The sequence below is a fragment of the Dechloromonas sp. ZS-1 genome, from assembly GCF_039649255.1.
Classification (GTDB): Bacteria; Pseudomonadota; Gammaproteobacteria; order Burkholderiales; family Rhodocyclaceae; genus Azonexus.
The window spans coordinates 83,816-103,383 of the sequence record NZ_JBDIYD010000008.1 but is presented as its reverse complement, the minus strand read 5'-3'; the positions used below and the strand labels follow the sequence as shown (position 1 = coordinate 103,383).

Annotated in this window: 20 protein-coding genes; 12 read left to right on the top strand and 8 right to left on the bottom strand. The window is 61.5% G+C overall.

Translation table 11 applies throughout. From position 1 onward, the window contains the following. Nucleotides 1-3 precede the first annotated feature (3 nt). The 8 genes from rsxB to AACO21_RS11670 are packed head-to-tail and all read left to right on the top strand — an operon-like array spanning nucleotide 4 to nucleotide 6,739. Entirely contained in the window at nucleotides 4-579 is a 576-nt protein-coding gene (gene rsxB / locus AACO21_RS11705; RefSeq protein WP_346192725.1) for an electron transport complex subunit RsxB, read from the top strand. Further along, the gene (gene rsxC, locus AACO21_RS11700; RefSeq protein ID WP_346192698.1) at nucleotides 579-2,294 is read left to right on the top strand and encodes an electron transport complex subunit RsxC; all 1,716 of its coding nucleotides are present in this window, start codon (nucleotides 579-581) and stop codon (nucleotides 2,292-2,294) included. The genes rsxB and rsxC overlap by 1 nt, the downstream gene beginning before the upstream one ends. Further along, nucleotides 2,291-3,319, top strand: coding sequence for an RnfABCDGE type electron transport complex subunit D (locus AACO21_RS11695; RefSeq protein ID WP_346192697.1), 1,029 nt, complete (start codon nucleotides 2,291-2,293; stop codon nucleotides 3,317-3,319). Before rsxC ends, AACO21_RS11695 begins: the two co-directional genes overlap by 4 nt. Then, nucleotides 3,316-3,975, top strand: a complete 660-nt coding sequence (gene rsxG, locus AACO21_RS11690) for an electron transport complex subunit RsxG (protein ID WP_346192696.1) — start codon at nucleotides 3,316-3,318, stop codon at nucleotides 3,973-3,975. The genes AACO21_RS11695 and rsxG overlap by 4 nt, the downstream gene beginning before the upstream one ends. Further along, nucleotides 3,972-4,661 carry an electron transport complex subunit E gene (locus AACO21_RS11685; protein ID WP_346192695.1) on the top strand — a complete coding sequence of 230 codons (690 nt, stop codon included), beginning with the start codon at nucleotides 3,972-3,974 and terminating at the stop codon, nucleotides 4,659-4,661. Before rsxG ends, AACO21_RS11685 begins: the two co-directional genes overlap by 4 nt. Before the next feature lie 8 nt (nucleotides 4,662-4,669). Further along, nucleotides 4,670-5,302 (top strand): endonuclease III, encoded by a 633-nt coding sequence (nth, locus tag AACO21_RS11680; protein WP_346192694.1) that lies wholly within the window; start codon nucleotides 4,670-4,672, stop codon nucleotides 5,300-5,302. Next, a complete protein-coding gene (locus AACO21_RS11675) occupies nucleotides 5,299-6,315 on the top strand; it encodes an FIST C-terminal domain-containing protein (RefSeq protein WP_346192693.1) in 1,017 nt (338 codons plus the stop codon). The genes nth and AACO21_RS11675 overlap by 4 nt, the downstream gene beginning before the upstream one ends. Then, nucleotides 6,308-6,739 carry a DUF1841 family protein gene (locus AACO21_RS11670; RefSeq protein WP_346192692.1) on the top strand — a complete coding sequence of 144 codons (432 nt, stop codon included), beginning with the start codon at nucleotides 6,308-6,310 and terminating at the stop codon, nucleotides 6,737-6,739. The genes AACO21_RS11675 and AACO21_RS11670 overlap by 8 nt, the downstream gene beginning before the upstream one ends. Nucleotides 6,740-6,743: 4 nt before the next feature. Here AACO21_RS11670 and AACO21_RS11665 read toward each other — a convergent pair whose 3' ends face one another. From AACO21_RS11665 to AACO21_RS11655, 3 genes are all read right to left on the bottom strand, one after another. Beyond that, on the bottom strand, nucleotides 6,744-7,517 hold the full coding sequence (locus tag AACO21_RS11665) for an MBL fold metallo-hydrolase (protein ID WP_346192691.1): 774 nt from the start codon (nucleotides 7,515-7,517) through the stop codon (nucleotides 6,744-6,746). A gap of 121 nt (nucleotides 7,518-7,638) precedes the next feature. Beyond that, nucleotides 7,639-9,417 (bottom strand): GspE/PulE family protein, encoded by a 1,779-nt coding sequence (locus tag AACO21_RS11660; protein ID WP_346192690.1) that lies wholly within the window; start codon nucleotides 9,415-9,417, stop codon nucleotides 7,639-7,641. 57 nt (nucleotides 9,418-9,474) lie between these two features. Beyond that, entirely contained in the window at nucleotides 9,475-9,723 is a 249-nt protein-coding gene (locus tag AACO21_RS11655) for a DUF3820 family protein (RefSeq protein ID WP_346192689.1), read from the bottom strand. An 89-nt stretch (nucleotides 9,724-9,812) separates the two neighbouring features. Here AACO21_RS11655 and AACO21_RS11650 point away from each other — a divergent pair, with 89 nt between their 5' ends. Then, the gene (locus AACO21_RS11650; RefSeq protein ID WP_346192688.1) at nucleotides 9,813-12,989 is read left to right on the top strand and encodes a cache domain-containing protein; all 3,177 of its coding nucleotides are present in this window, start codon (nucleotides 9,813-9,815) and stop codon (nucleotides 12,987-12,989) included. A gap of 139 nt (nucleotides 12,990-13,128) precedes the next feature. Here the strand turns inward: AACO21_RS11650 and htpG are convergent, their stop codons facing one another. Next, the gene (htpG, locus tag AACO21_RS11645) at nucleotides 13,129-15,051 is read right to left on the bottom strand and encodes a molecular chaperone HtpG (RefSeq protein ID WP_346192687.1); all 1,923 of its coding nucleotides are present in this window, start codon (nucleotides 15,049-15,051) and stop codon (nucleotides 13,129-13,131) included. A gap of 136 nt (nucleotides 15,052-15,187) precedes the next feature. Here htpG and AACO21_RS11640 point away from each other — a divergent pair, with 136 nt between their 5' ends. Together AACO21_RS11640 and AACO21_RS11635 are read left to right on the top strand one after the other, a co-directional pair. Next, nucleotides 15,188-16,243 carry a sensor domain-containing diguanylate cyclase gene (locus AACO21_RS11640; protein ID WP_346192686.1) on the top strand — a complete coding sequence of 352 codons (1,056 nt, stop codon included), beginning with the start codon at nucleotides 15,188-15,190 and terminating at the stop codon, nucleotides 16,241-16,243. Nucleotides 16,244-16,311: 68 nt separating this feature from the next. Further along, on the top strand, nucleotides 16,312-17,196 hold the full coding sequence (locus AACO21_RS11635) for a spermidine synthase-like protein (RefSeq protein ID WP_346192685.1): 885 nt from the start codon (nucleotides 16,312-16,314) through the stop codon (nucleotides 17,194-17,196). 33 nt (nucleotides 17,197-17,229) lie between these two features. Here the strand turns inward: AACO21_RS11635 and greB are convergent, their stop codons facing one another. Together greB and AACO21_RS11625 are read right to left on the bottom strand one after the other, a co-directional pair. Continuing rightward, nucleotides 17,230-17,787 (bottom strand): transcription elongation factor GreB, encoded by a 558-nt coding sequence (gene greB, locus AACO21_RS11630; RefSeq protein WP_346192684.1) that lies wholly within the window; start codon nucleotides 17,785-17,787, stop codon nucleotides 17,230-17,232. Beyond that, entirely contained in the window at nucleotides 17,787-18,095 is a 309-nt protein-coding gene (locus AACO21_RS11625) for a hypothetical protein (RefSeq protein WP_346192683.1), read from the bottom strand. The genes greB and AACO21_RS11625 overlap by 1 nt, the downstream gene beginning before the upstream one ends. Before the next feature lie 67 nt (nucleotides 18,096-18,162). Between AACO21_RS11625 and AACO21_RS11620 the strand changes: the two genes are divergently transcribed. Then, nucleotides 18,163-18,384 carry a DUF465 domain-containing protein gene (locus AACO21_RS11620; protein WP_346192682.1) on the top strand — a complete coding sequence of 74 codons (222 nt, stop codon included), beginning with the start codon at nucleotides 18,163-18,165 and terminating at the stop codon, nucleotides 18,382-18,384. 3 nt (nucleotides 18,385-18,387) lie between these two features. Here AACO21_RS11620 and AACO21_RS11615 read toward each other — a convergent pair whose 3' ends face one another. Both AACO21_RS11615 and AACO21_RS11610 read right to left on the bottom strand, forming a co-directional pair. After that, entirely contained in the window at nucleotides 18,388-18,537 is a 150-nt protein-coding gene (locus tag AACO21_RS11615; RefSeq protein WP_346192681.1) for a hypothetical protein, read from the bottom strand. Between the two features lie 12 nt (nucleotides 18,538-18,549). Further along, on the bottom strand, nucleotides 18,550-19,557 hold the full coding sequence (locus AACO21_RS11610) for an inorganic phosphate transporter (RefSeq protein WP_346192680.1): 1,008 nt from the start codon (nucleotides 19,555-19,557) through the stop codon (nucleotides 18,550-18,552). Nucleotides 19,558-19,568 lie beyond the last annotated feature (11 nt).

Here is a 19,568-nt window from a genome sequence, read left to right as displayed (position 1 = left end):
GATATCCTGCTCGCTATTGCCGTGATGGCCCTCGGGGCCGTCGTTCTGGGGGCTGCACTGGGTTTTGCCTCGATCAAGTTCAAGGTTGAGGGCGACCCGCTGGTCGAGAAAATCGAAGCCATCCTGCCGCAGACGCAATGTGGCCAATGTGGCTACCCGGGCTGCAAGCCTTATGCCGAAGCCATCGCCAACGGCGATGAAATCAACAAGTGCCCGCCGGGCGGCATGGAAGGCGTGCAACGTCTGGCCGACCTGCTCGGCCGCGAAGTCAAACCGCTGGACGCCGAAGAAAAGCCGAAGGCCGTTGCAATCATTGACGAAAACACCTGCATCGGCTGCACCCTCTGCATCCAGGCCTGCCCGGTCGACGCCATCGTCGGCGCGGCCAAGCAGATGCATACCATCATCAGCCAGCAGTGCACCGGCTGCGAGCTCTGCCTGCCGCCCTGCCCGGTCGAGTGCATCAGCATGGAAGTCATTACCGAAACCATCGACACCTGGAAATGGAAATTCCCGGTCGTTGAAATCAAGGCCGTGCCTGCCACCGGCAACGACAGCAAGCAGCAAGAGGCCGCCTGATGTTGATGAATCTCTTCAAATTCAAAGGGGGCGTCAAACCGCCCACCAACAAGACCCAATCCGTCGGCCTGCCGATTGCCGTTGCGCCGCTGCCGTCGCGTCTGGTCGTCCCGCTGCACCAAAGTATCGGCGGCACGCCGCGCCCGGTTGTCCAGGCGGGCGATCACGTCCTGAAAGGCCAGCTGATCGGGGAAGCTGACGGCTGGATTTCGTCCGCCGTCCACGCGCCGACCTCCGGCACCGTGCTTGAAGTCGCCATGCATGTCCAGCCGCACCCCTCCGGCCTCGATGCCCTCTGCGTGGTGATCGAACCGGATGGCAAGGACGAGTGGATTCCCCGCGAGCCGGTCGACTACCGCAGCCTTTCGCCTGAAGCCGTACGCGAGCGCCTGCAGCAGGCTGGCGTGGTCGGTCTGGGCGGTGCCGTTTTCCCGACCCACGGCAAGTTGACCGCCTCCCGTACGGTGCCGATGGAAGAACTGGTCATCAACGGGGCCGAGTGCGAACCCTTCATCACCTGCGACGACCTGCTGATGCGCGAACGCGCCGAGGAAGTGGTCCGCGGCGTCGGGATTTTCCGCGACCTGCTGCAACCGAAAAAAGTGCTGATCGGCATCGAGGACAACAAGCCCGAAGCCGTCGCAGCCATGCAGGCTGCCGTCAAGGCCGTCGGTGAAGACTTCGCCGTCATCGCCGTACCCACCCTCTACCCGGCCGGTGGCGCCAAGCAATTGATCCGCGTGCTGACCGGCAAGGAAGTGCCGGCCTCCAAGCGCTCCACCGACCTCGGCGTCCAATGTTTCAACGTCGCCACGGCCTATACCGCCTGGCGCGCCATCGCGCATGGCGAACCGGTGGTTTCCCGTCTGGTCACGGTCACGGGCAACGTCGGCGAGCCGCGCAATTACGACGTGCTGATCGGCACGCCGATGGATGAAGTCCTCGCGCTGGCCAATCCCAAGGCGGACACCGACGGCATCGTGATGGGCGGCCCGATGATGGGCTTCCTGGTGCCGGAGGCCACGGTACCGGTGGTCAAGGCAACCAACTGCCTGATCGCCCACTCGCCCGCGCTCTTCCCGCCCAAGCCGGTGGAAATGCCGTGTATCCGCTGCGGTTCCTGTGCCCAGGCCTGCCCGCACGAATTGCAGCCCTTCGAGATGTACTGGTTCTCGCGCGCCAAGAATTTCGGCAAGACCCAGGAATACCACATCTTCGATTGCATCGAATGCGGCTGCTGCTCCTTCGTCTGTCCGTCCCGCATTCCGCTGGTCCAGTATTTCCGTTTTGCCAAGAGCGAAATCTGGGCGCGCGAGCGCGAGAAAAAAGCGGCCGACACAGCCAAGGACCGCTTCGAATTCAAGCAATTCCGCGAAGAACGCGAGAAAGCCGAGAAAGCCGAGAAGCTGGCCAAGGCAGCTGCCGCACAAGCGGCCAAGAAAGCAGCCGAAGCGGCTGCCGCTGCCGCCACCGCCGAATCGGGCGTAGCCGCAGAGGCAGCCGCGCCCGAGGCCACGCCGGCTCCGACGGTCGACGCTGCCCAAGCAGCCAAAAAGGCGGCCATCGAAGCGGCCATGGCCCGCGCCAAAGCCCAGCGTGAAGCGGCTCAAGCCAAGAATACCGACAACCTGACACCGGATCAGCAGCGTGAAGTCGCTGCCATCGAGGCCCGCCGCACCACGGCAGGCACCCCGGATGCCGAGAAAACCGAATGATGTTTGCGCCCGCTCCCTTCCTGCTCAAGGACTCCAGTGTCAGCCGGGTCATGACCCGCGTCTGCCTCGCACTGCTGCCGGGTATTGCCGCCTATGTCTGGCAAGTTGGCCCGGCCATCCTGACCCAATTGCTGATCGCCACATGCGCCGCCCTGGCAGCCGAAGCGCTGATGCTCCGCATCCAGGGCAAGCCCCTCGGTCTCTTTCTCAGCGACGGTTCCGCCATCGTCACCGCCTGGCTGATCGCCCTCACCTTCCCGCCGCTTGCGCCCTGGTGGCTGATCGTGGTCGGCACGGTCTTCGCGATTGTGGTGGCCAAGCACCTCTACGGCGGCCTGGGTCAAAACCCCTTCAATCCGGCCATGGTGGCCTTTGCCACCTGTATCGTCTCCTTCCCGGCCCTGATGTCGCAATGGCCGAGCGTCGGCCTGCACCTGCCGTTTGCCGATCAGCTCGCGATTATTTTTGGCCAGGCCCCGCGCGTGGATGCGCTCTCCGGTGCAACACCGCTGGATGCGATGAAAACCGCCCTGAAGATGGGCGAAGGCAGCGTTGATGTGGCCAGCCTGCTGCGCAACCAGGACATTTACGGCAATTTCGCCGGCCGCGGCTGGGAATGGGTGGCCTTGGGCTATCTCGTCGGCGGCCTCTGGCTGTGGCAGCAGAAGTTGATTACCTGGCATCTGCCCACCGCCTTCATCGGCGCAATCACCCTGATTTCCGGCGCACTCTGGCTGTATAACCCGGCCCAGTTCGCCAGCCCGCTCTTCCACCTGCTCTCGGGTGGCAGCATGCTGGGGGCCTTCTTCATCGTGACGGACCCGGTCTCGGGCTGCACGACGCCGCGCGGCAAACTGATTTTTGGCGCCGGCGCGGGCTTGCTCGCTTACATCATCCGCGTTTTCGGCGGCTATCCGGACGGGATCGCCTTCGCCGTCCTGCTCATGAACCTCTGTGCCCCGCTCATTGACTTCCTGACCCAACCGCCGATCTTCGGCATGAAGGACAAGGGGGGCAAGGCATGAGCACGCGTGAATTTTCTGCCAGCGGCATGGCGGCGCGTACTGCCGCCATCCTGTTCGTCTTCGTGATCATTTTCACCGGCCTGCTTTCCGGTGCGTATTTGTGGACCAAGCCGGCCATCGAAGCCTCTGCCGCCGAAGAAAAGATGAAGCTGGTCAATGAAGTGTTGCCGGCCGCCGAATACGACAATGCCCTCCTGAACGACACGCGTACCCTCCCCCCAACGGCCGATTTGGGGCTGAGCGAGGCGTCGACCGCCTACATCGCCCGCAAGGGCGCTCAACCGGTGGCCGTGGTGCTGGAGGCCGCCGCCCCGGATGGCTATGCCGGCAAGATCCGCCTCATTCTCGCCCTGCGTACCGACGGCCAGATCATTGGCGTGCGCGTCACCCAGCACAAGGAAACACCGGGCCTGGGCGACTACATCGAGGTCAAGAAGGACAAGAACAAGGCCCGCCCCTGGATCACCCAGTTTGCCGGCCTGGCGCTCAACGACCTGAGCGAGAAGGCATGGAAGGTCAAGAAGGACGGCGGCCAGCTCGACTACTATGCCGGCGCCACCGTGACCCCGCGCGCCGTCAGCAAGGCCGTCCTGAAAGCCGCCCGCTGGTTCGAGGCCAATCGCAACACCCTGCTCGCCGAAGGAGTCGCCCGATGATCACCCGTGACGAATTCCGGACCATTGCCGGCAACGGCATCTGGAAGCAGAACACCTCCATCGCCCAGATCCTCGGTCTGTGCCCATTGCTCGCCGTGACCACCAATGCCGTGAACGGCATCATGCTGTCCCTGGCAACCATCCTGGTCATGGCGCTCTCCAACGTGGCAGTGGCCTCCTTGCGCAACCTGATCCCGCATGAAATCCGGATTCCGGTCTTCATCCTGATCGTCGCAGCCCTGGTCACGGTGGTCGACCTGCTGTTCAATGCCAATTTGCACGAGTTGTACCTCGTCCTCGGCATCTTCATTCCGCTGATCGTCACCAACTGCATCGTGCTCGCCCGCGTCGAAGCCTTTGCCGCCAAGAACCCGCCGCTGCAGTCGACCTTTGATGGCGTCTTCATGGGTGTCGGCATGTTGTGGACCCTGGCCTTGCTGGGCGCCATGCGCGAATTGCTGGGTAATGGAACCCTGCTGGGCGGGATCGACATGGTTTTCCCCAGCCTGTCGCCGATCCAGTTGCTGCCGGAGAGCTATCCGGGCTTCCTGCTGGCACTGCTGCCGCCGGGTGCCTTCATCCTGCTCGGCTGCATGATTGCCTGGAAGAACTGGATGGATGCCCGTGCCGCCGCCCGTGACAAACAGGCCACCCCGGCGCCCGTCAGCGAAGCCGGCTGCCACTGAGGCAGACCATGAACAAGGCGCAGGTCGAAGCCTTCTACAGCCGGCTCGCCGAACACAATCCGGCCCCGACGACCGAGCTGCATTACGCCACCCCGTTTCAGCTCCTGATTGCGGTGATCCTCTCCGCCCAGGCCACCGATGTCGGGGTCAACAAAGCCACAGCCCGCCTTTTCCCGGTCGCCCCCACGCCCGACACCATGGCCGCACTCGGTGAAGAGGGACTCGCCGATTACATCAAGACCATCGGCCTCTACCGGACGAAAGCCCGGAACGTCATCGCCACCTGCCGCATCCTGCTTGCACAGCATGGCGGCGAAGTGCCGCAGGATCGTGCTGCGCTGGAAGCCCTGCCCGGGGTGGGCCGCAAGACCGCCAACGTGGTCCTCAATACCGCCTTCGGCCAGCCCACCATTGCAGTCGACACGCACATTTTCCGCCTTGGCAACCGGACCGGTCTGGCCCCCGGCAAGACCGTGCTTGAGGTCGAGCACAAACTGCTCAAGGTCACCCCCGAGCGCTTCAAGAAAGATGCCCATCACTGGCTGATCCTGCATGGCCGCTACGTCTGCAAGGCGCGCAAGCCGGAATGCGAGCGCTGCGTCGTGATCGACCTGTGTCGTTTCAAGGGCAAAACAGCATGAACATCGCGACCGGTCTGGCTCACGCCGCCACGCCCTCGCCGCAGCTGGTCGAGCAGGCAATCAAGCAAGCCTTGCAGGCGGCAGACTGCGACCAGGCAGCCAGCGTCCTGCTTTTTCTCAGCCGCCATTTTCGCCACCAGACCCGCCCGGCCCTCCTTGCTGCAGCACGGACGGCCGGTTGCATGGACATCGCCGGTTGTACCAGCCACGGCGTGATGACCGAGCACGGGTGGCAGGTAGACCAGCCCGCCGTCGCCGCCATGGTCTTTCCAACCGGGACGCCGCACGCCCCCGGCGTGACCCTGGGGTTCTGCAATCATTTTCCTTACCACTGGCGGGAGGCCGATGCCCGCGACGGGCTGCTCGATGGCGATGGCGAGGTCTGGGCGCATGGCCGCCAGGTTGAAGAGGGCTGCGCCGAGACACGGCTCCCCGGTAGCGTGTTGGGACGCAGCCTCTCGCCCGGCCTGCTGCCGCTATCGCCGCCGCTCACGCTGAACGACAGCCTGGCCTACGATCTCTACCGGGTTGCCGGCCAGCCGGCACTTGAAAGCCTGCGCGACCATCTGCCGCCGATGCACCAGGATGCACCGCCTTTCCATCAGTTGTTTGCCCTGACCGATCCCGGCGAGCCGGCCGTCCCGATTCTCTCCGCCGGCCCCGGCGCCAGCCTGGTGGTGGGCGACATGCTTGATCCCGGCAGCGCGCTGCGCTGGGCCATGCGTCTGCCGCACGGTGCCGAGCGGGATATGGAAATTCACCTCGCTGCGACGGTCGACCGCCTGAAAGCGGACAAAACGACGCCCGATTACGCCCTGCTCTTTTCCTGCATTGGCCGTGGCCCTGTATTCTATGGCGACACGGATCGCGACCATGCGCTGGCTTGCGCCGCCTTTCCGGGGCTGCCGCTGATCGGCGCCTATGGCACCGGCCAGATCGTTCATCAACCTCAGGGGAATCGCCTGTTCAACAACGCGACCCATCTCCTGCTCTGCTCGACCCAGCATGTTTAATCCGACCCGAGATCAGGTCCGTCGCTTTTTCTGCGATGCCTGGCAAAAATACACCCAGCAACAACCCCTGGCCGGCGCCGAAGTCACGGCGGCCGAACTCGCCGCACGACATCCCGAATACCAGGCCCTGCTGAGTCATCCGGAACGTGCAGTCGAACAGGAATGGTCACCGGAAGGCGGCCAGATGAATCCCTTCCTGCATCTGTCGCTGCATCTCGCCATTCACGAGCAGGTCAGCATCGATCAGCCGCCCGGCATCCGCGCGGCCTTTGAGAGCCTGCGCGCACGCATGGACCCGCACGATGCGGAACATGTCCTGCTTGAATGCCTGGGAGAAACCATCTGGGCAGCCCAGCGTCAGGGCACCCAGATGGATGCGCTGGCCTACGTCGACGCCGTGCGCCGCAAGGCCAGCCAGATCTAGGATCTTATTTCGGGACCTGATAGCCGGCCTGGGTCATCAGATCCACGCCGCACTCGATCCCCTCGACCCATTCGATAAAGTCGTTGATGGCCTGCTTGCCGACAAAGCGGGCGCCGTGCTGCGGCACGATCATGTCGATATCGAGCTGGCGCACCATATTCGCCCAGAAGCGGCACACCTTGCGCGAGACAATGTAGCGGCGGTGAAAGGCCTGCATGTAGGGCACATGCGCCGCAAAGTTGGTCACCGGCTCGGCCGCCACCTCATGCGGCACCAGCGACGTTCCCAGATCGCCGGAGAAGAGAATCTTCGCAACCGGATCGTAGAACTGGAAATTCCCTTCGGCATGCATGAAATGCGCCGGCAAGGCGATGATCTGGGACTGCCCCAGACGAATCCGCGCACCTTGATCGGGAATGCTCAAAATCCGCTCCGAAATGTCGCGACCGGAGGTGAAATGCGGCAGGAAGCGGGCCCACAGACTCGAAATCATCACCTTGCAATTCGAAGCAATGAACCACTTGTTCAGCGAGGCAATGATGTCCGGATCGGCATGGGAAGCCAGGATGTAGTCGAGATCCTTGGACGAGAAATACTTCTGCATGTCCATCAACAGACCGGTATAGGTCATGTTGCCGCCCGGATCGATCAGGGCACCGTGGCCATGATCCACCACCAGAAACTGGTTGGACTGGACGACATCGCTGGCCGTATCGTCGACCAGATCGTAGAAGGCGTGCACGATGTGCTTGCCGTCGTTGTAGAGCTCGACTGCCATGGTATTCCCACAAAAACAGTAAGGGCGGAATTATCCCTTGGCTAGACCGTTTTGACTACGGTCGACACTGCCATCGGTACTAATCCCGAGTTCAGCGCTGCGCCAGCATGGCGTCAGCCCGTTAAAGCTCATCGGCCGGCGGCGCCACCTTGATGATTTCGTCCAGTGACGTCAGCCCCTGCGCCACCTTCAAGGCACCGGAAATCCTGAGCGGACGCATGCCCTCGCGGAAGCCCTGCTCACGCACCCGCGCAATCTCGGTGTCCGCGCGGATCTGTTTTCGCACATCGGGGCTGTTGAGCAGGATTTCGTACAGGCCGACCCGTCCGATGTAACCCGTCATCCGACACTCCAGGCACCCCACCGGCTGCCAGAAATGCGTCGGCTCCGTGGCCTTCCAGGGCGTAACCAAGGCCCGCCATGCCTCCCGCTGCGCCTCCGTCGCCGGCTCCGCCTTCTTGCAATGCGGACAAAGCGTACGCACCAGGCGCTGCGCCATGACCCCGAGCAGGGTCGAGTTGATCAGGTAAGGCGGCACGCCCAGATCGAGCAGGCGGGTGACGGCCGAGGGCGCATCGTTGGTATGCAGGGTCGACAGCACGAGGTGACCGGTCAACGCTGCCTGAATGGCCATTTCTGCCGTTTCGAGATCGCGGATTTCGCCGATCATGATGATGTCCGGATCCTGGCGCATGAGCGCCCGCACCCCATCGGCAAAGCCCAGTTCGATACTGCGCTGCACCTGCATCTGATTGAAGGCCGGCTCGACCATTTCGATCGGATCCTCGATGGTGCAGACATTCACCTCCGGCGTCGCCAGCTGCTTGAGCGTGGTGTAGAGGGTCGTGGTCTTGCCGGAGCCGGTCGGCCCGGTAACCAGCACGATCCCGTGCGGGGCCTGGGTCATCTGCTGCCAGCGCGCCTGATCGTCCTCCGAAAAACCGAGCGAGCGGAAATCGCGCACCAGCACCTCGGGGTCGAAAATCCGCATGACCAGCTTTTCGCCAAAGGCGGTCGGCAGGGTCGAGAGGCGCAATTCCACCTCCTGCCCGGCCGGCGTGCGCGTCTTGATGCGCCCGTCCTGCGGGCGTCGCTTCTCGATAACATCCATGCGCCCGAGCAGCTTGATCCGGCTGGTCATCGCGTTCATGACCGACATCGGGATCTGGTACACCTGATGCAAGACCCCATCGATGCGGAAACGCACCAGACCGATATCGCGGCGCGGCTCGATGTGGATGTCGGAGGCGCGCTGATCGAACGCGTACTGCCAGAGCCAATCGACAATATGGATGATGTGCTGGTCGTTGGCATCGTACTGGCGGTTCCCCTTGCCCAGTTCGACCAGTTGTTCGAAGCTCGACAGTCCGGCCGTCACCTCGCCTTTGGCCGCCGCCTTCTTGACTGATTTGGCGAGTGCGAAGAATTCCACGAGATAGCGGGAAATATCCTCGGGATTGGCGATCACCCGCCGGATGTCCTTGCGCAGAATCGGCCTTAATTCGTCCTCCCACTCACGCAGAAAAGGCTCTGCCGTCGCAATCACCACCTCGCGCGGCGTCACCTGCACCGGCAGAATGTTGAAGCGTCCGGCGTAGGCACTGGACATCACATCCGCCACCCCGGTGAAATCGATCTTCAGCGGGTCAATATGCAGATATTCGAGCCCGGATCGGCGCGCCAGCCACTCGGTCAAGGCCTCGAGACTCAATAAACCGGGTTGCTCGGTCAGGCTGCGCCACTTGCAACTGGCAATATGGACCAGCGGGTGGGCACGATGATTCAGGAGGTGGCGCTCGCGTAAAAGGCCCTCAGCCATGGCGGGCGAAATCAGCCCGTCCTCGGTCAGCATGGCGAGCAATTCCTGCAACGCCAGACGATGCTCATGTGCTTTATTCATACTGCGCATGGTACGCGAAGGCGCAGAGACGCACAGCAGCGCCGGGGTAAAAAAGCGTTATCGCCCTTGCCGCAAGGGAAACAGCAGGGCACGCAGATCGTTGTGATCAATTTCATACATCAAGGCCAGCAAACGCCCCAATTCACCCCGTGGAAAACCTTCACGGGCAAACCAGCCCAGGTAATGCCCGGGCAAATCGGCGATCAGGCGTCCCGCATATTTGCCGTAGGGCATCTGCACCTCGAGCAAACGTTGCAATTCGGCGGATGCCCCGAAGGCAGCAGCAGTTTCAGAAGCTATAACCATGAGAAAGATAAGGATAAATTATCGGGTATCCACAAACTGAGCTATCATCCGAAAGTAATAGAAAGCATCAATTTTCCATATTTGACACAATGCTGCACCTGACCGCCAACGAGAAAACCGTTCCCCGCATCCACCTGATCGGCACACTGCTTCTCGCCCTGCTGCTGACGGTGGCACTGGCCGGCTTTTTTTCCTGGCAGCATCTGCGCAGCTACGAAACTTCGCTGGACCGTCTGGAAAGTCAGGCGCACGAACAGATTCGCGCCCGCCTGAATACCGAAATCGACAGTGCACTCAGCTACATCGAGTTTACCCGCTCCCGTACCGAAGCACTGCTCAAAAAAAACCTGGCCGAACACGTTGATGTCGGCGTCCAGATTGCTGAATCGATCTACGCCCGCGAAACCGCACAACGCCGCTCGGCCAACGATATCAAGCGGAGCATCATCGAGGCGTTGCGCCAGCCGCGTTTTTTCGAGGATCGCGGCTACTACTTCATCGACGACACCCAAGGCCAGTTCATCCTGTTGCCGACGGCCCCTCAGCTTGAAGGCACGATCAAGCTGGACAACCAGGACGACACCGGCAAGCCCATCATGCGCAGCCTGATCGAGGCCTCCCGCCTGCCGCGCGGCGAGGGTTTCGTCAGCTATCGCTGGTATTCTCCGGACAACCCGAAAGCGATGTCCGACAAACTCTCCTACGTCCGCGCCTTTCCACCGTATGACTGGCTGATCGGCACCGGTGACTACGTCTATAAATGGGACGCCATGCAACGCCAGGAGGCCATGGCCCGCCTGCGCACCATCCGTTTTGGCGAGCGCGGCTACATCGGCGTACTGGACCAGAGTGGACGCTCCCTCATTTCCCCCAGCGCCCCCGGTCTTGAAGGCAAGCATTTTTCAGAAATGGGGCCTGTCGAGGGCGCAGCTGTTCAACGCTTTTTCGAATTGAGCCAGCAAGGCGGCGGCTTCGTCGAGTATCAGTGGCAGGACAGCAAAACGGGCCAACTCTCCCAGAAAACCGCCCTCGTCAAACGCTACGACCCTTGGGGTTGGGTCCTGATTGCGACCGTTTTCGACGATGACTACCAGCAACAAATCCGGGAAGAGCGCGAGAAGCTCAAGCTCACGGAACACGAAAACCTGAGCAGTCTCGGCTGGGCCGCATTGATCGCCCTCAGTCTTGGCCTGGCAGCCTCCTTTGCTTTCTCCCGCTGGTCCCGCCAGATTTTTGCCCGCTATCACCGTGAGCTGGAGGCCAAGGAAGAGACCTTGCGGCGGAGCGAGGAGCACTATCAGGCACTGGCCGATAACGGCCAGGCTTTGATCTGGATGGCGGGGATCGACAAAGGGTGTCACTACTTCAACCGCCCCTGGCTCAACTTTACCGGCCGGACCGTCGAACAAGAGCTTGGCGAGGGTTGGCTTGAAGGCGTACACCCGGAGGATCAGCGCGCCTGCATGGACACCTATCTGGCCGCCTTCGAAGCGCGCCAGCCGTTCAGCATGACCTACCGCCTGCGCCGCCACGATGGGGAATACCGCTGGATCATCGACGAAGGCCTGCCGCGCTACACGCGTGACGGCACCTTCGCCGGCTATGTCGGCCACTGCCTGGACATCACGCAGCTTAAAGACACGGAAGAAGAATTGGCTCAGCACCGTGAGCATCTGGAGTTGTTGGTTGAGGAGCGCACACAGACCCTCTCCAAGCTCAACCAGGCCCTGCTCGATACCCAGTTCGCCATGGACAGTGTCGGGATCGGCATCCACTGGGTCGACTTCGAGAGCAGCCGACTGCTCTATGTGAACCGGTTCGCCGCGCAATTGCTGGGCTACGAGCAAGCCGAGATGGAAAATCAATCCCTCTCGATGATTGATCCCAACTATGACGCAGCGGCCTATGCCGACATCCGTGCACGCATCCGGGCCACCGGCCAACTCAAGATCGAGACGATGCAACGCCACAAGAACGGCACGCTGATTCCGGTCGAAGTCATCACCTATTACCAGGCCGCCAGCGATGTCTCACAGGCCCGCATCATTGCCTTCGTGACTGACATCACCGCGCGCAAGCAGACCGAAGAAACCCTGCGCAAGGCCAAGGAGGCCGCCGAGGCCGCCAATATTGCCAAGAGTGCCTTCCTGGCCAACATGAGCCATGAGATCCGGACGCCGCTCAACGCCATCACCGGCATGGCCCACCTGATGAAGCGTGCCGGTCTTGAACCGGAACAATCCGAGCGTCTCGATAAAATCGATGCGGCTGGCCAGCATTTGCTGGACATCATCAATGCAGTCCTCGATCTCTCGAAGATCGAAGCCGGCAAATTCACGCTGGACAAGACCGCATTCCAGATCGCTGCCGTCACCAGCAATGTCCTGTCGATGCTCCAGGAAAAGGCCGGCACGAAAGGCTTGCGCCTGCACGCGGAGGTCCCTACGCATTTACCGATGCTGATCGGCGACCCGACCCGCCTCCAGCAAGCCCTGCTCAATTACACCGCCAATGCCGTGAAATTCACGGAAACAGGCGAGATCACGCTACGCGTCACCCCGGAAGCAGAAGACAACAACGCCCTGCTGCTGCGTTTCGAAGTTCAGGATACGGGCATCGGTATTGCGCCCGAGGTATGCGACAAGCTGTTTACCCCCTTCGAGCAGGGCGACAATACGACCACCCGGCGCTATGGCGGGACCGGCCTGGGCTTGGCCATCACACGCAAACTGGCCGAACTGATGGGCGGCAGCGTCGGTGTCGACAGTCAGCCCGGCCGAGGCAGCACCTTCTGGTTCACCGCGCGCCTGCCGATTGCGGCCACGCCGGTGGAGACCACCGTCCCTCAAGCACTGACCGATACCGAGCGGATGCTGCGCGATACCTGCGGACATTGCCGGATCCTGCTGGTCGAGGACGACGCCATCAACAGCGAAGTGGCCCTCGAACTGCTGGCCGATGTCGGTCTTCAGGCCGATACGGCGGAGAACGGCCAGCTTGCACTGGATGCCGTACGCGCCAAGCAATACGACCTGATCCTGATGGACATGCAGATGCCCGTCATGGATGGCCTGGAGGCCACGCGCCATATCCGTGCCCTGCCCGGCTATGCACGCACCCCCATTCTCGCGATGACCGCCAACGCCTTCGCCGAAGACAAGCACCGCTGCGACGATGCGGGGATGAATGACTTCATCGCCAAGCCGGTCGATCCGGACACGCTGTACGCCACCCTGCTGCGCTGGCTGAAACCGGCAGCGCACTGAACGCGTCCCAAACAGCCTCAAGCCTGCCCGAAGCGGACCAGCAAGCCTCCAAGCAAAACGCCAGGCCGGTTTAACCGGACCTGGCGTTTTTCTGCCTTGGCGACGGTCGACCGTCGCCAAGGCCCAAAACCCTGCGGGCTTACTTTCCTGAGAGCGCCAGCATCAAGTCATTGATGCGCTTCACGAAGCCTGCCGGATCGTCCAGCTGACCGCCTTCGGCCAGCGTGGCCTGCTCGAACAGCAGGGCAGCCCAGTCGTCGAAGCGGTTTTCTTCGTACTTCAAACGCATCACGGCCGGATGCTGCGGGTTGATTTCCAGAATGGGCTTGGCGTTCGGCGCCTTCTGACCGGCCGCCTTGAGCAGGCGGGCCAGGTTGCCGGACGGATCGTGCTCGTCGGCCACCAGACAGGACGGCGAATCGGTCAGACGGTAGGTCACACGGACATCCTTGACCTTCTCGCCCAGTGCGGTCTTCACTTTTTCCAGCAGGTCCTTGTATTCGTCAGCCGCTTTTTCGGCTTCCTGCTTCTCGGCTTCATCTTCCAGCTTGCCCAGATCGAGGCCGCCCTTGGCCACGGACTGCAGTTGCTTGCCCTCGAATTCGGTCAGATGGCCGACCACCCACTCATCGACGCGATCGGACAAGAGCAGGACTTCGATGCCCTTCTTCTTGAAGATTTCCAGATGCGGGCTGTTCTTGGCGGCGTTGAAGGTATCTGCGGTGACGTAGTAGATCTTTTCCTGACCCTCCTTCATGCGGCCGATGTAGTCAGCCAGCGAGACGATCTGCTTGTCGCCATCGCCATGGGTCGAGGCGAAACGCAGCAGGCCGGCGATCTTGTCCTTGTTGGCAAAATCCTCGCCCACGCCTTCCTTGAGCACCGCACCGAAGGCTTCCCAGAACTGGGCGTACTTCTCTTTGTCGGCAGCCTCGTCGCTGTTGGCCAGGCTTTCCAGCATCGACAGGACCTTGCGCGTACAGCCGTTGCGGATGTTGTCGATGTCTTTCGACTCCTGCAGGATCTCGCGCGACACATTGAGCGGCAGATCGGCGGAATCGACCACCCCGCGCACGAAGCGCAGATAGAGCGGCATCAGCTTTTCGGCATCGTCCATGATGAAGACGCGGCGCACATAGAGCTTCACGCCATGGCGGGCGTTGCGGTCCCACATGTCGAACGGCGCGCGGGCCGGGATGTAGAGCAGCTGGGTGTATTCCTGCTTGCCCTCGACCTTGGCATGCGTCCAGGCCAGCGGATCTTCGAAATCATGGCCGACATGCTTGTAGAAGGCCTTGTACTCGTCATCGGTGACCTCGGACTTGCTGCGGGCCCAGAGCGCATTGGCCTGGTTGACCGTCTCGTCCTCGTCGGTCGCGACCTGCTCGCCTTTTTCCTGGTTCCACTCCTCCTTCTGCATCACGATGGGCAGGGTGATGTGGTCGGAATACTTGCGGATGATGGACTTCAGCTTCCAGCCATTGAGGAAATCGTCTTCGCCATCGCGCAGATGCAGGATGACATCCGTGCCGCGCGTGGCCTTCTCGACCATCTCAACGCTGTAGTCGCCTTCACCGGCCGACTCCCAGCGCACGGCCTGATCGGCATTGACGCCGGCCCGACGGGAGATGACCGTGACCTTGTCGGCCACGATGAAGGAGGAATAGAAGCCGACGCCAAACTGCCCGATCAGATGGGCATCCTTGGCCTGGTCGCCGGTCAGGGCGGAGAAGAATTCCTTGGTGCCGGACTTGGCGATGGTACCGAGGTGCGCGATGGCGTCATCCCGGGTCAGACCGATGCCGTTATCGGAAATGGTGATGGTACGGGCCGTCTTGTCGACGCTGACGCGGATTTTCAGTTCGCCGTCGTCGCCGTAAAGGGCAGCATTGTTTAGTGCCTCGAAACGTAGCTTGTCACAGGCGTCGGACGCGTTGGAGACCAGTTCGCGCAGGAAAATTTCCTTGTTCGAATACAAGGAATGAATCATCAGGTGCAGCAGTTGCTTGACTTCCGTCTGGAAGCCGAGGGTTTCACGATTGGCGGTTGCAGACTCGGACATGCTTGAAACTCCAGTTATGCAGAGACAGGTGAAACACCATATGGGGGTCCTGTCAGTAATTTCAAGCCCTGAAAATCATGTCTTTCACCTATTACTTTTGTTAGCATCCCCCTATAGCCGCTTCAAGATACCGCTCATGTTGCCCGCCCCGATCCCCAATAACGAATCCGAGCGCATCGCCTCGCTGCGCCGGATGCTGATCCTGTCCACCCCGGACGAAGAAGCCATCGACCGCGTGACCCGGACGGCGCAGCGCCTGTTCAACACCCCCATCGCCCTGCTCTCGCTGATCGACAGCCAGCGGCAATGGTTCAAGTCCTGTATCGGCCTACCGGTGCGCGAAACCGGGCGCGATGTCTCCTTCTGCGGCCATGCCATCATGGACGATGCGCTCTTCGTCGTCGAAGACGCCACGGCAGATCCCCGCTTCGCCGACAATCCGCTGGTCACCGGCGACCCTCACGTGATCTTCTACGCCGGACGTCCGCTGCACAACGCAGACGGACACCGGATCGGCACGCTCTGCATCATCGATCATCAGCCTCGCCCCTTCTCCGACAAGGACCGGGATGCGCTCAATGATCTGGGTTACTGGATGGAGACCGTATTTGCCAACCGGGAACTGAGCGAGGCTGAAAAAGCCATGCTCGAAGAACTCGACGAAGCCCGGCGCACCAGCCTGCTCGACCCCATGCTCAACATCTGGAATCGCGGCGCGGCGATGCAAATGCTCGATCGCGAGGTCCAGCGCGCCTTTCGCAACAAGGGACCGCTCTCCCTGCTCATGGTCGATATCGACCATTTCAAGGCCATCAACGACAATCTGGGGCACCCTGCAGGCGATGCCGTTCTGATCGAATTCGCCAAGCGCATGCGCAGCCTGACCCGTGCCTATGACGTGATCGGACGCTACGGCGGCGATGAGTTCATGATCATCCTGCCGGAAACCGATGCCAGTGCAGCACTGCCCTTAGCGCAGCGCCTGCTCAAGGCCATCACGCTCGCCCCTTTCATCGCCGGCGAAGAGGCCATCAACGTCACGGCCAGCCTGGGTCTGGCAACCAGTCACTATCCAGACGAAACACTGGAAATGACCACCTTGATTGAGCGCGCCGACCAAGCCCTGCTCGCCGCCAAGCGGGCCGGTCGGAATCAGGTCATGCTCTACACCGCGCCTCCCGGCGCCGCCTGAACCCCTGACTGGCCTGTAGCAGCACCGTTTTAGCAGCAAGCCGGCCTGGACGGGTACAATGCCCGCCCATGCCGCCGCCCCGCTCACCTCAACTGTTCTCGCTGCCCAGCCCATTCGAACTGGAAAGCGGCACCGTCCTGCTCCACGAGCCGCCCTGGAGCAATGAAAGCGTCCTGCGCGCGCAATTGCTCGATGAAAGCTACGCAAAGCCCTTCGTGGTCGAGGACGACAAACGGCGCTATCTCTATTTCAATACCCGGCTGATGCAGAGCGCCATGCGCCTCGCGGATCCGAATGCGCTGGATCTCGCCTATACACAGCAGATGATGAGCTTCCTGCTCTTCCTGCCGCATCCGCGCCGGATCGTACTGATTGGCCTGGGCGGCGGCTCCTTGATGAAATTCTGTGCGACGCGCCTGCCTTCGGTCGACTTCACGGCGGTCGAAATCAGCCCGGATGTGATCGCCTTTCGCGATCTTTTCCAACTGCCACCGGACGATACGCGCCTGCGCATTCTGGAAGCGGACGGTGCGGCGTACATGCAGGATGTTGAGAAAGGCTTCGATGTCGTCCTCGTCGACGCCTTTGACGAACATGGATTCGCGCCGCCGCTGGCCAATCGCGCCTTTCTCGACAGCATTTTCAGCAAGCTCTCCGGCAATGGCGTCCTCGTCATCAACCTCGCAGGCGAAAAGGAAAGCTATGCGGGCCTGATCGGGCTGGCCATGGATGCCTTCGACGAACAGGTCATCGTTTTTTCGGTGCCGGAGGACGGCAACCACATTCTGCTGGCATTCCGCGCGCCCTATTTCGAACCGCGCTGGCGGTGGTTGCATAACCATGCCAAGGAGTTACGGGCCAAGTTCGGGCTGGATTTCCCGGCTTTCGTACAGAAAATCGAACGCGCAGCCAAACTCGGGCTGGCCCGGCGGGAAGCTATTCGCGGTCGTTGATTTTCGGGCTTGGCCGACGGTCGACCGTCGGATTCAGTCGATTTCGGCGTAAACGACTTCAAGGATGTCGAGCTCGCGCACCCCGACCGGGCTCTGAAAGCGGATGCTCTCGCCCTCCCGCGCCTTGATCAAGGCGCGCGCCAGGGGCGACACCCAGCTGATGCGGCCACGCGTCACATCGGCCTCATCCACACCGACGATGGTGTAGGTGTTTTCCACCCCGTCTTCATCGGCCAGGGTGACCCGCGCACCGAAGAAAATCTGATCGTTGTCGCCCTGACGCAGGGGATCGACCACTTCGGCATTGTCGATACGCTTGGAGAGAAAACGGATGCGCCGATCGATTTCCCGCAGACGACGCTTGCCGTAGATGTAATCCCCGTTTTCCGAACGGTCACCATTCGAGGCAGCCCAAGCCACCACGTCAACAATGCGCGGCCGTTCTGTCTTGACGAGGAATTCGAGTTCGTCGCGCAGCCGGCGATGGCCGGCTGGCGAAATGTAGTTGCGCGTGCCCGGGGGCAGCTTCAGGGACGGCGACAGATCTTCATCATCGTCCCCGTCGGACTCCCGGACAAACGCCTTGTTCATCAATAGCCGATGGTATAGCTATCGACATCGACGCGGATCAGATCGCGCCCAAGCAAGGCTGCTGCATATTTGGCGAACTGCTCCGCCCAGGCAGTCTGATTGCGGAAACGGTCAATCCCGGCGTACTTCGCCACGCTCAGGATGCGATCAACGGCCAGAATCTTGCCGGTCGGCGTCGCCACATCGCATTCCAGTGCGGTGAACTCATGATCGAACCACTTGCGTGCTTCTTCTGCCGCCGGCGCAGCGGCCAGCTTGTATTCAAATTCCTGGTCGCGCCCGAAGGACACGATCACGTGATGCGGCATGGCTATCTCCTCGTTTGTGATTGTTCGGGTATTCTAACAAAACATCCCATGCCGTCAGGAAGTCCCCATGGCCCTTCATCCGCTCAGCGACACGGAAATCGAGCATCTCCGCCAACAACTGCAGGCATTACAGGTTGAACACCGGGACCTGGATCAGGTCATCACGCATCTGGCGCAAACACCGCCCCCGGACGAGTTGCTGATCCGGCGGCTGAAGAAGCGCAAACTGGCCTTGAAAGACCGCATCCTGCAACTGGAACAGACGCTCGTCCCCGATATCCCGGCCTGAGATTCAACGCGACACGCCCGGATCGCGGAAGAAAAGCCACCAGACACCGCCGATCACCCCGGCAATTCCCAGTTCCCACAAAAAAGGAAACCGCCAGACCACCCCTGCCAGACAGCACAGCAGGAGCAGAAAGGCGGCCCATTTCAACAGCACGAGGGTGCCGGCTTAGAGCACCATACGACCGAAATACCACGCCACGGCTGCCATGGCAGCACTGCACGGAATGGTCAGAATCCAGGCCCAGACGATACCGCCGGCCACGCCCCAACGCACGCGCCGCGCGCCGCGGGTGGAACCGACCCCGGCAATGGCGCCGGTAATCGTATGCGTCGTCGATACCGGAATACCGAAGGCCGTCGCCAAGAACAGGGTGATCGCACCGCCGGAGTTGGCACAGAAACCCCGTGCCTGATTCAGCTTGGTGATGCGATTGCCCATGGTCTTCACGATACGCCAGCCACCGAACATGGTCCCCAGGCCCATCGCTGCATAACACGAGAACACCACCCAGCCCGGAATCGGATCGCCGGCATGAGAAATACCGGCGGCCAGCAGCAGCATCCAGATAATCCCGACCGTTTTCTGGGCATCATTCCCCCCGTGCCCCAGGCTATAAGCAGCAGCGGAGAGCAACTGGAAGCGACGGAAGTGCTTGTCCACCTTACGTGGCGCCATATGCCGGCAAATCCACGACACGATCACCATCAGGGCGCCCCCGATAAGGAAACCGAGCAGCGGGGCGACAAAGATGAAGGCAATGATCTTCAGCACGCCGGAGGCAATCAAGCCGCCAAAGCCGGCCTTCGACACCGCCGCCCCCACCAAGCCGCCGACCAGGGCGTGAGAAGAGGAAGAGGGAATGCCGTAGTACCAGGTGATGATGTTCCAGATAATCGCCCCGACCAGGGCGCCAAAGACGATGTAGTGATCGACAATGCTGGGATCAATAGTCCCCTTGCCGATGGTCGTCGCCACTTTGAGCTGGAACAGGAAGTACGCCAGGAAGTTGAATGCGGCCGCCCAGATGACCGCCTGATGCGGCTTCAGAACCCGGGTCGACACGATGGTGGCGATCGAGTTGGCCGCGTCGTGGAAGCCGTTCATGAAATCGAACAGCAGCGCCACGATAACGAGGGTGACGATCACCCCCATGCTGATTTGCAGGGTATCCATGGAGGACTCGA

What these genes read in the sequence shown, in the direction of transcription:
- rsxC (WP_346192698.1), top strand. Translation starts at nt 579, where the DNA reads ATGTTGATGAATCTCTTCAAATTCAAAGGGGGCGTCAAACCGCCCACC.
- AACO21_RS11695 (WP_346192697.1), top strand. Translation starts at nt 2,291, where the DNA reads ATGATGTTTGCGCCCGCTCCCTTCCTGCTCAAGGACTCCAGTGTCAGC.
- rsxG (WP_346192696.1), top strand. Translation starts at nt 3,316, where the DNA reads ATGAGCACGCGTGAATTTTCTGCCAGCGGCATGGCGGCGCGTACTGCC.
- AACO21_RS11685 (WP_346192695.1), top strand. Translation starts at nt 3,972, where the DNA reads ATGATCACCCGTGACGAATTCCGGACCATTGCCGGCAACGGCATCTGG.
- nth (WP_346192694.1), top strand. Translation starts at nt 4,670, where the DNA reads ATGAACAAGGCGCAGGTCGAAGCCTTCTACAGCCGGCTCGCCGAACAC.
- AACO21_RS11675 (WP_346192693.1), top strand. Translation starts at nt 5,299, where the DNA reads ATGAACATCGCGACCGGTCTGGCTCACGCCGCCACGCCCTCGCCGCAG.
- AACO21_RS11670 (WP_346192692.1), top strand. Translation starts at nt 6,308, where the DNA reads ATGTTTAATCCGACCCGAGATCAGGTCCGTCGCTTTTTCTGCGATGCC.
- AACO21_RS11665 (WP_346192691.1), bottom strand. Translation starts at nt 7,517, where the DNA reads ATGGCAGTCGAGCTCTACAACGACGGCAAGCACATCGTGCACGCCTTC.
- AACO21_RS11660 (WP_346192690.1), bottom strand. Translation starts at nt 9,417, where the DNA reads ATGAATAAAGCACATGAGCATCGTCTGGCGTTGCAGGAATTGCTCGCC.
- AACO21_RS11655 (WP_346192689.1), bottom strand. Translation starts at nt 9,723, where the DNA reads ATGGTTATAGCTTCTGAAACTGCTGCTGCCTTCGGGGCATCCGCCGAA.
- AACO21_RS11650 (WP_346192688.1), top strand. Translation starts at nt 9,813, where the DNA reads ATGCTGCACCTGACCGCCAACGAGAAAACCGTTCCCCGCATCCACCTG.
- htpG (WP_346192687.1), bottom strand. Translation starts at nt 15,051, where the DNA reads ATGTCCGAGTCTGCAACCGCCAATCGTGAAACCCTCGGCTTCCAGACG.
- AACO21_RS11640 (WP_346192686.1), top strand. Translation starts at nt 15,188, where the DNA reads ATGTTGCCCGCCCCGATCCCCAATAACGAATCCGAGCGCATCGCCTCG.
- AACO21_RS11635 (WP_346192685.1), top strand. Translation starts at nt 16,312, where the DNA reads ATGCCGCCGCCCCGCTCACCTCAACTGTTCTCGCTGCCCAGCCCATTC.
- greB (WP_346192684.1), bottom strand. Translation starts at nt 17,787, where the DNA reads ATGAACAAGGCGTTTGTCCGGGAGTCCGACGGGGACGATGATGAAGAT.
- AACO21_RS11625 (WP_346192683.1), bottom strand. Translation starts at nt 18,095, where the DNA reads ATGCCGCATCACGTGATCGTGTCCTTCGGGCGCGACCAGGAATTTGAA.
- AACO21_RS11620 (WP_346192682.1), top strand. Translation starts at nt 18,163, where the DNA reads ATGGCCCTTCATCCGCTCAGCGACACGGAAATCGAGCATCTCCGCCAA.
- AACO21_RS11610 (WP_346192680.1), bottom strand. Translation starts at nt 19,557, where the DNA reads ATGGATACCCTGCAAATCAGCATGGGGGTGATCGTCACCCTCGTTATC.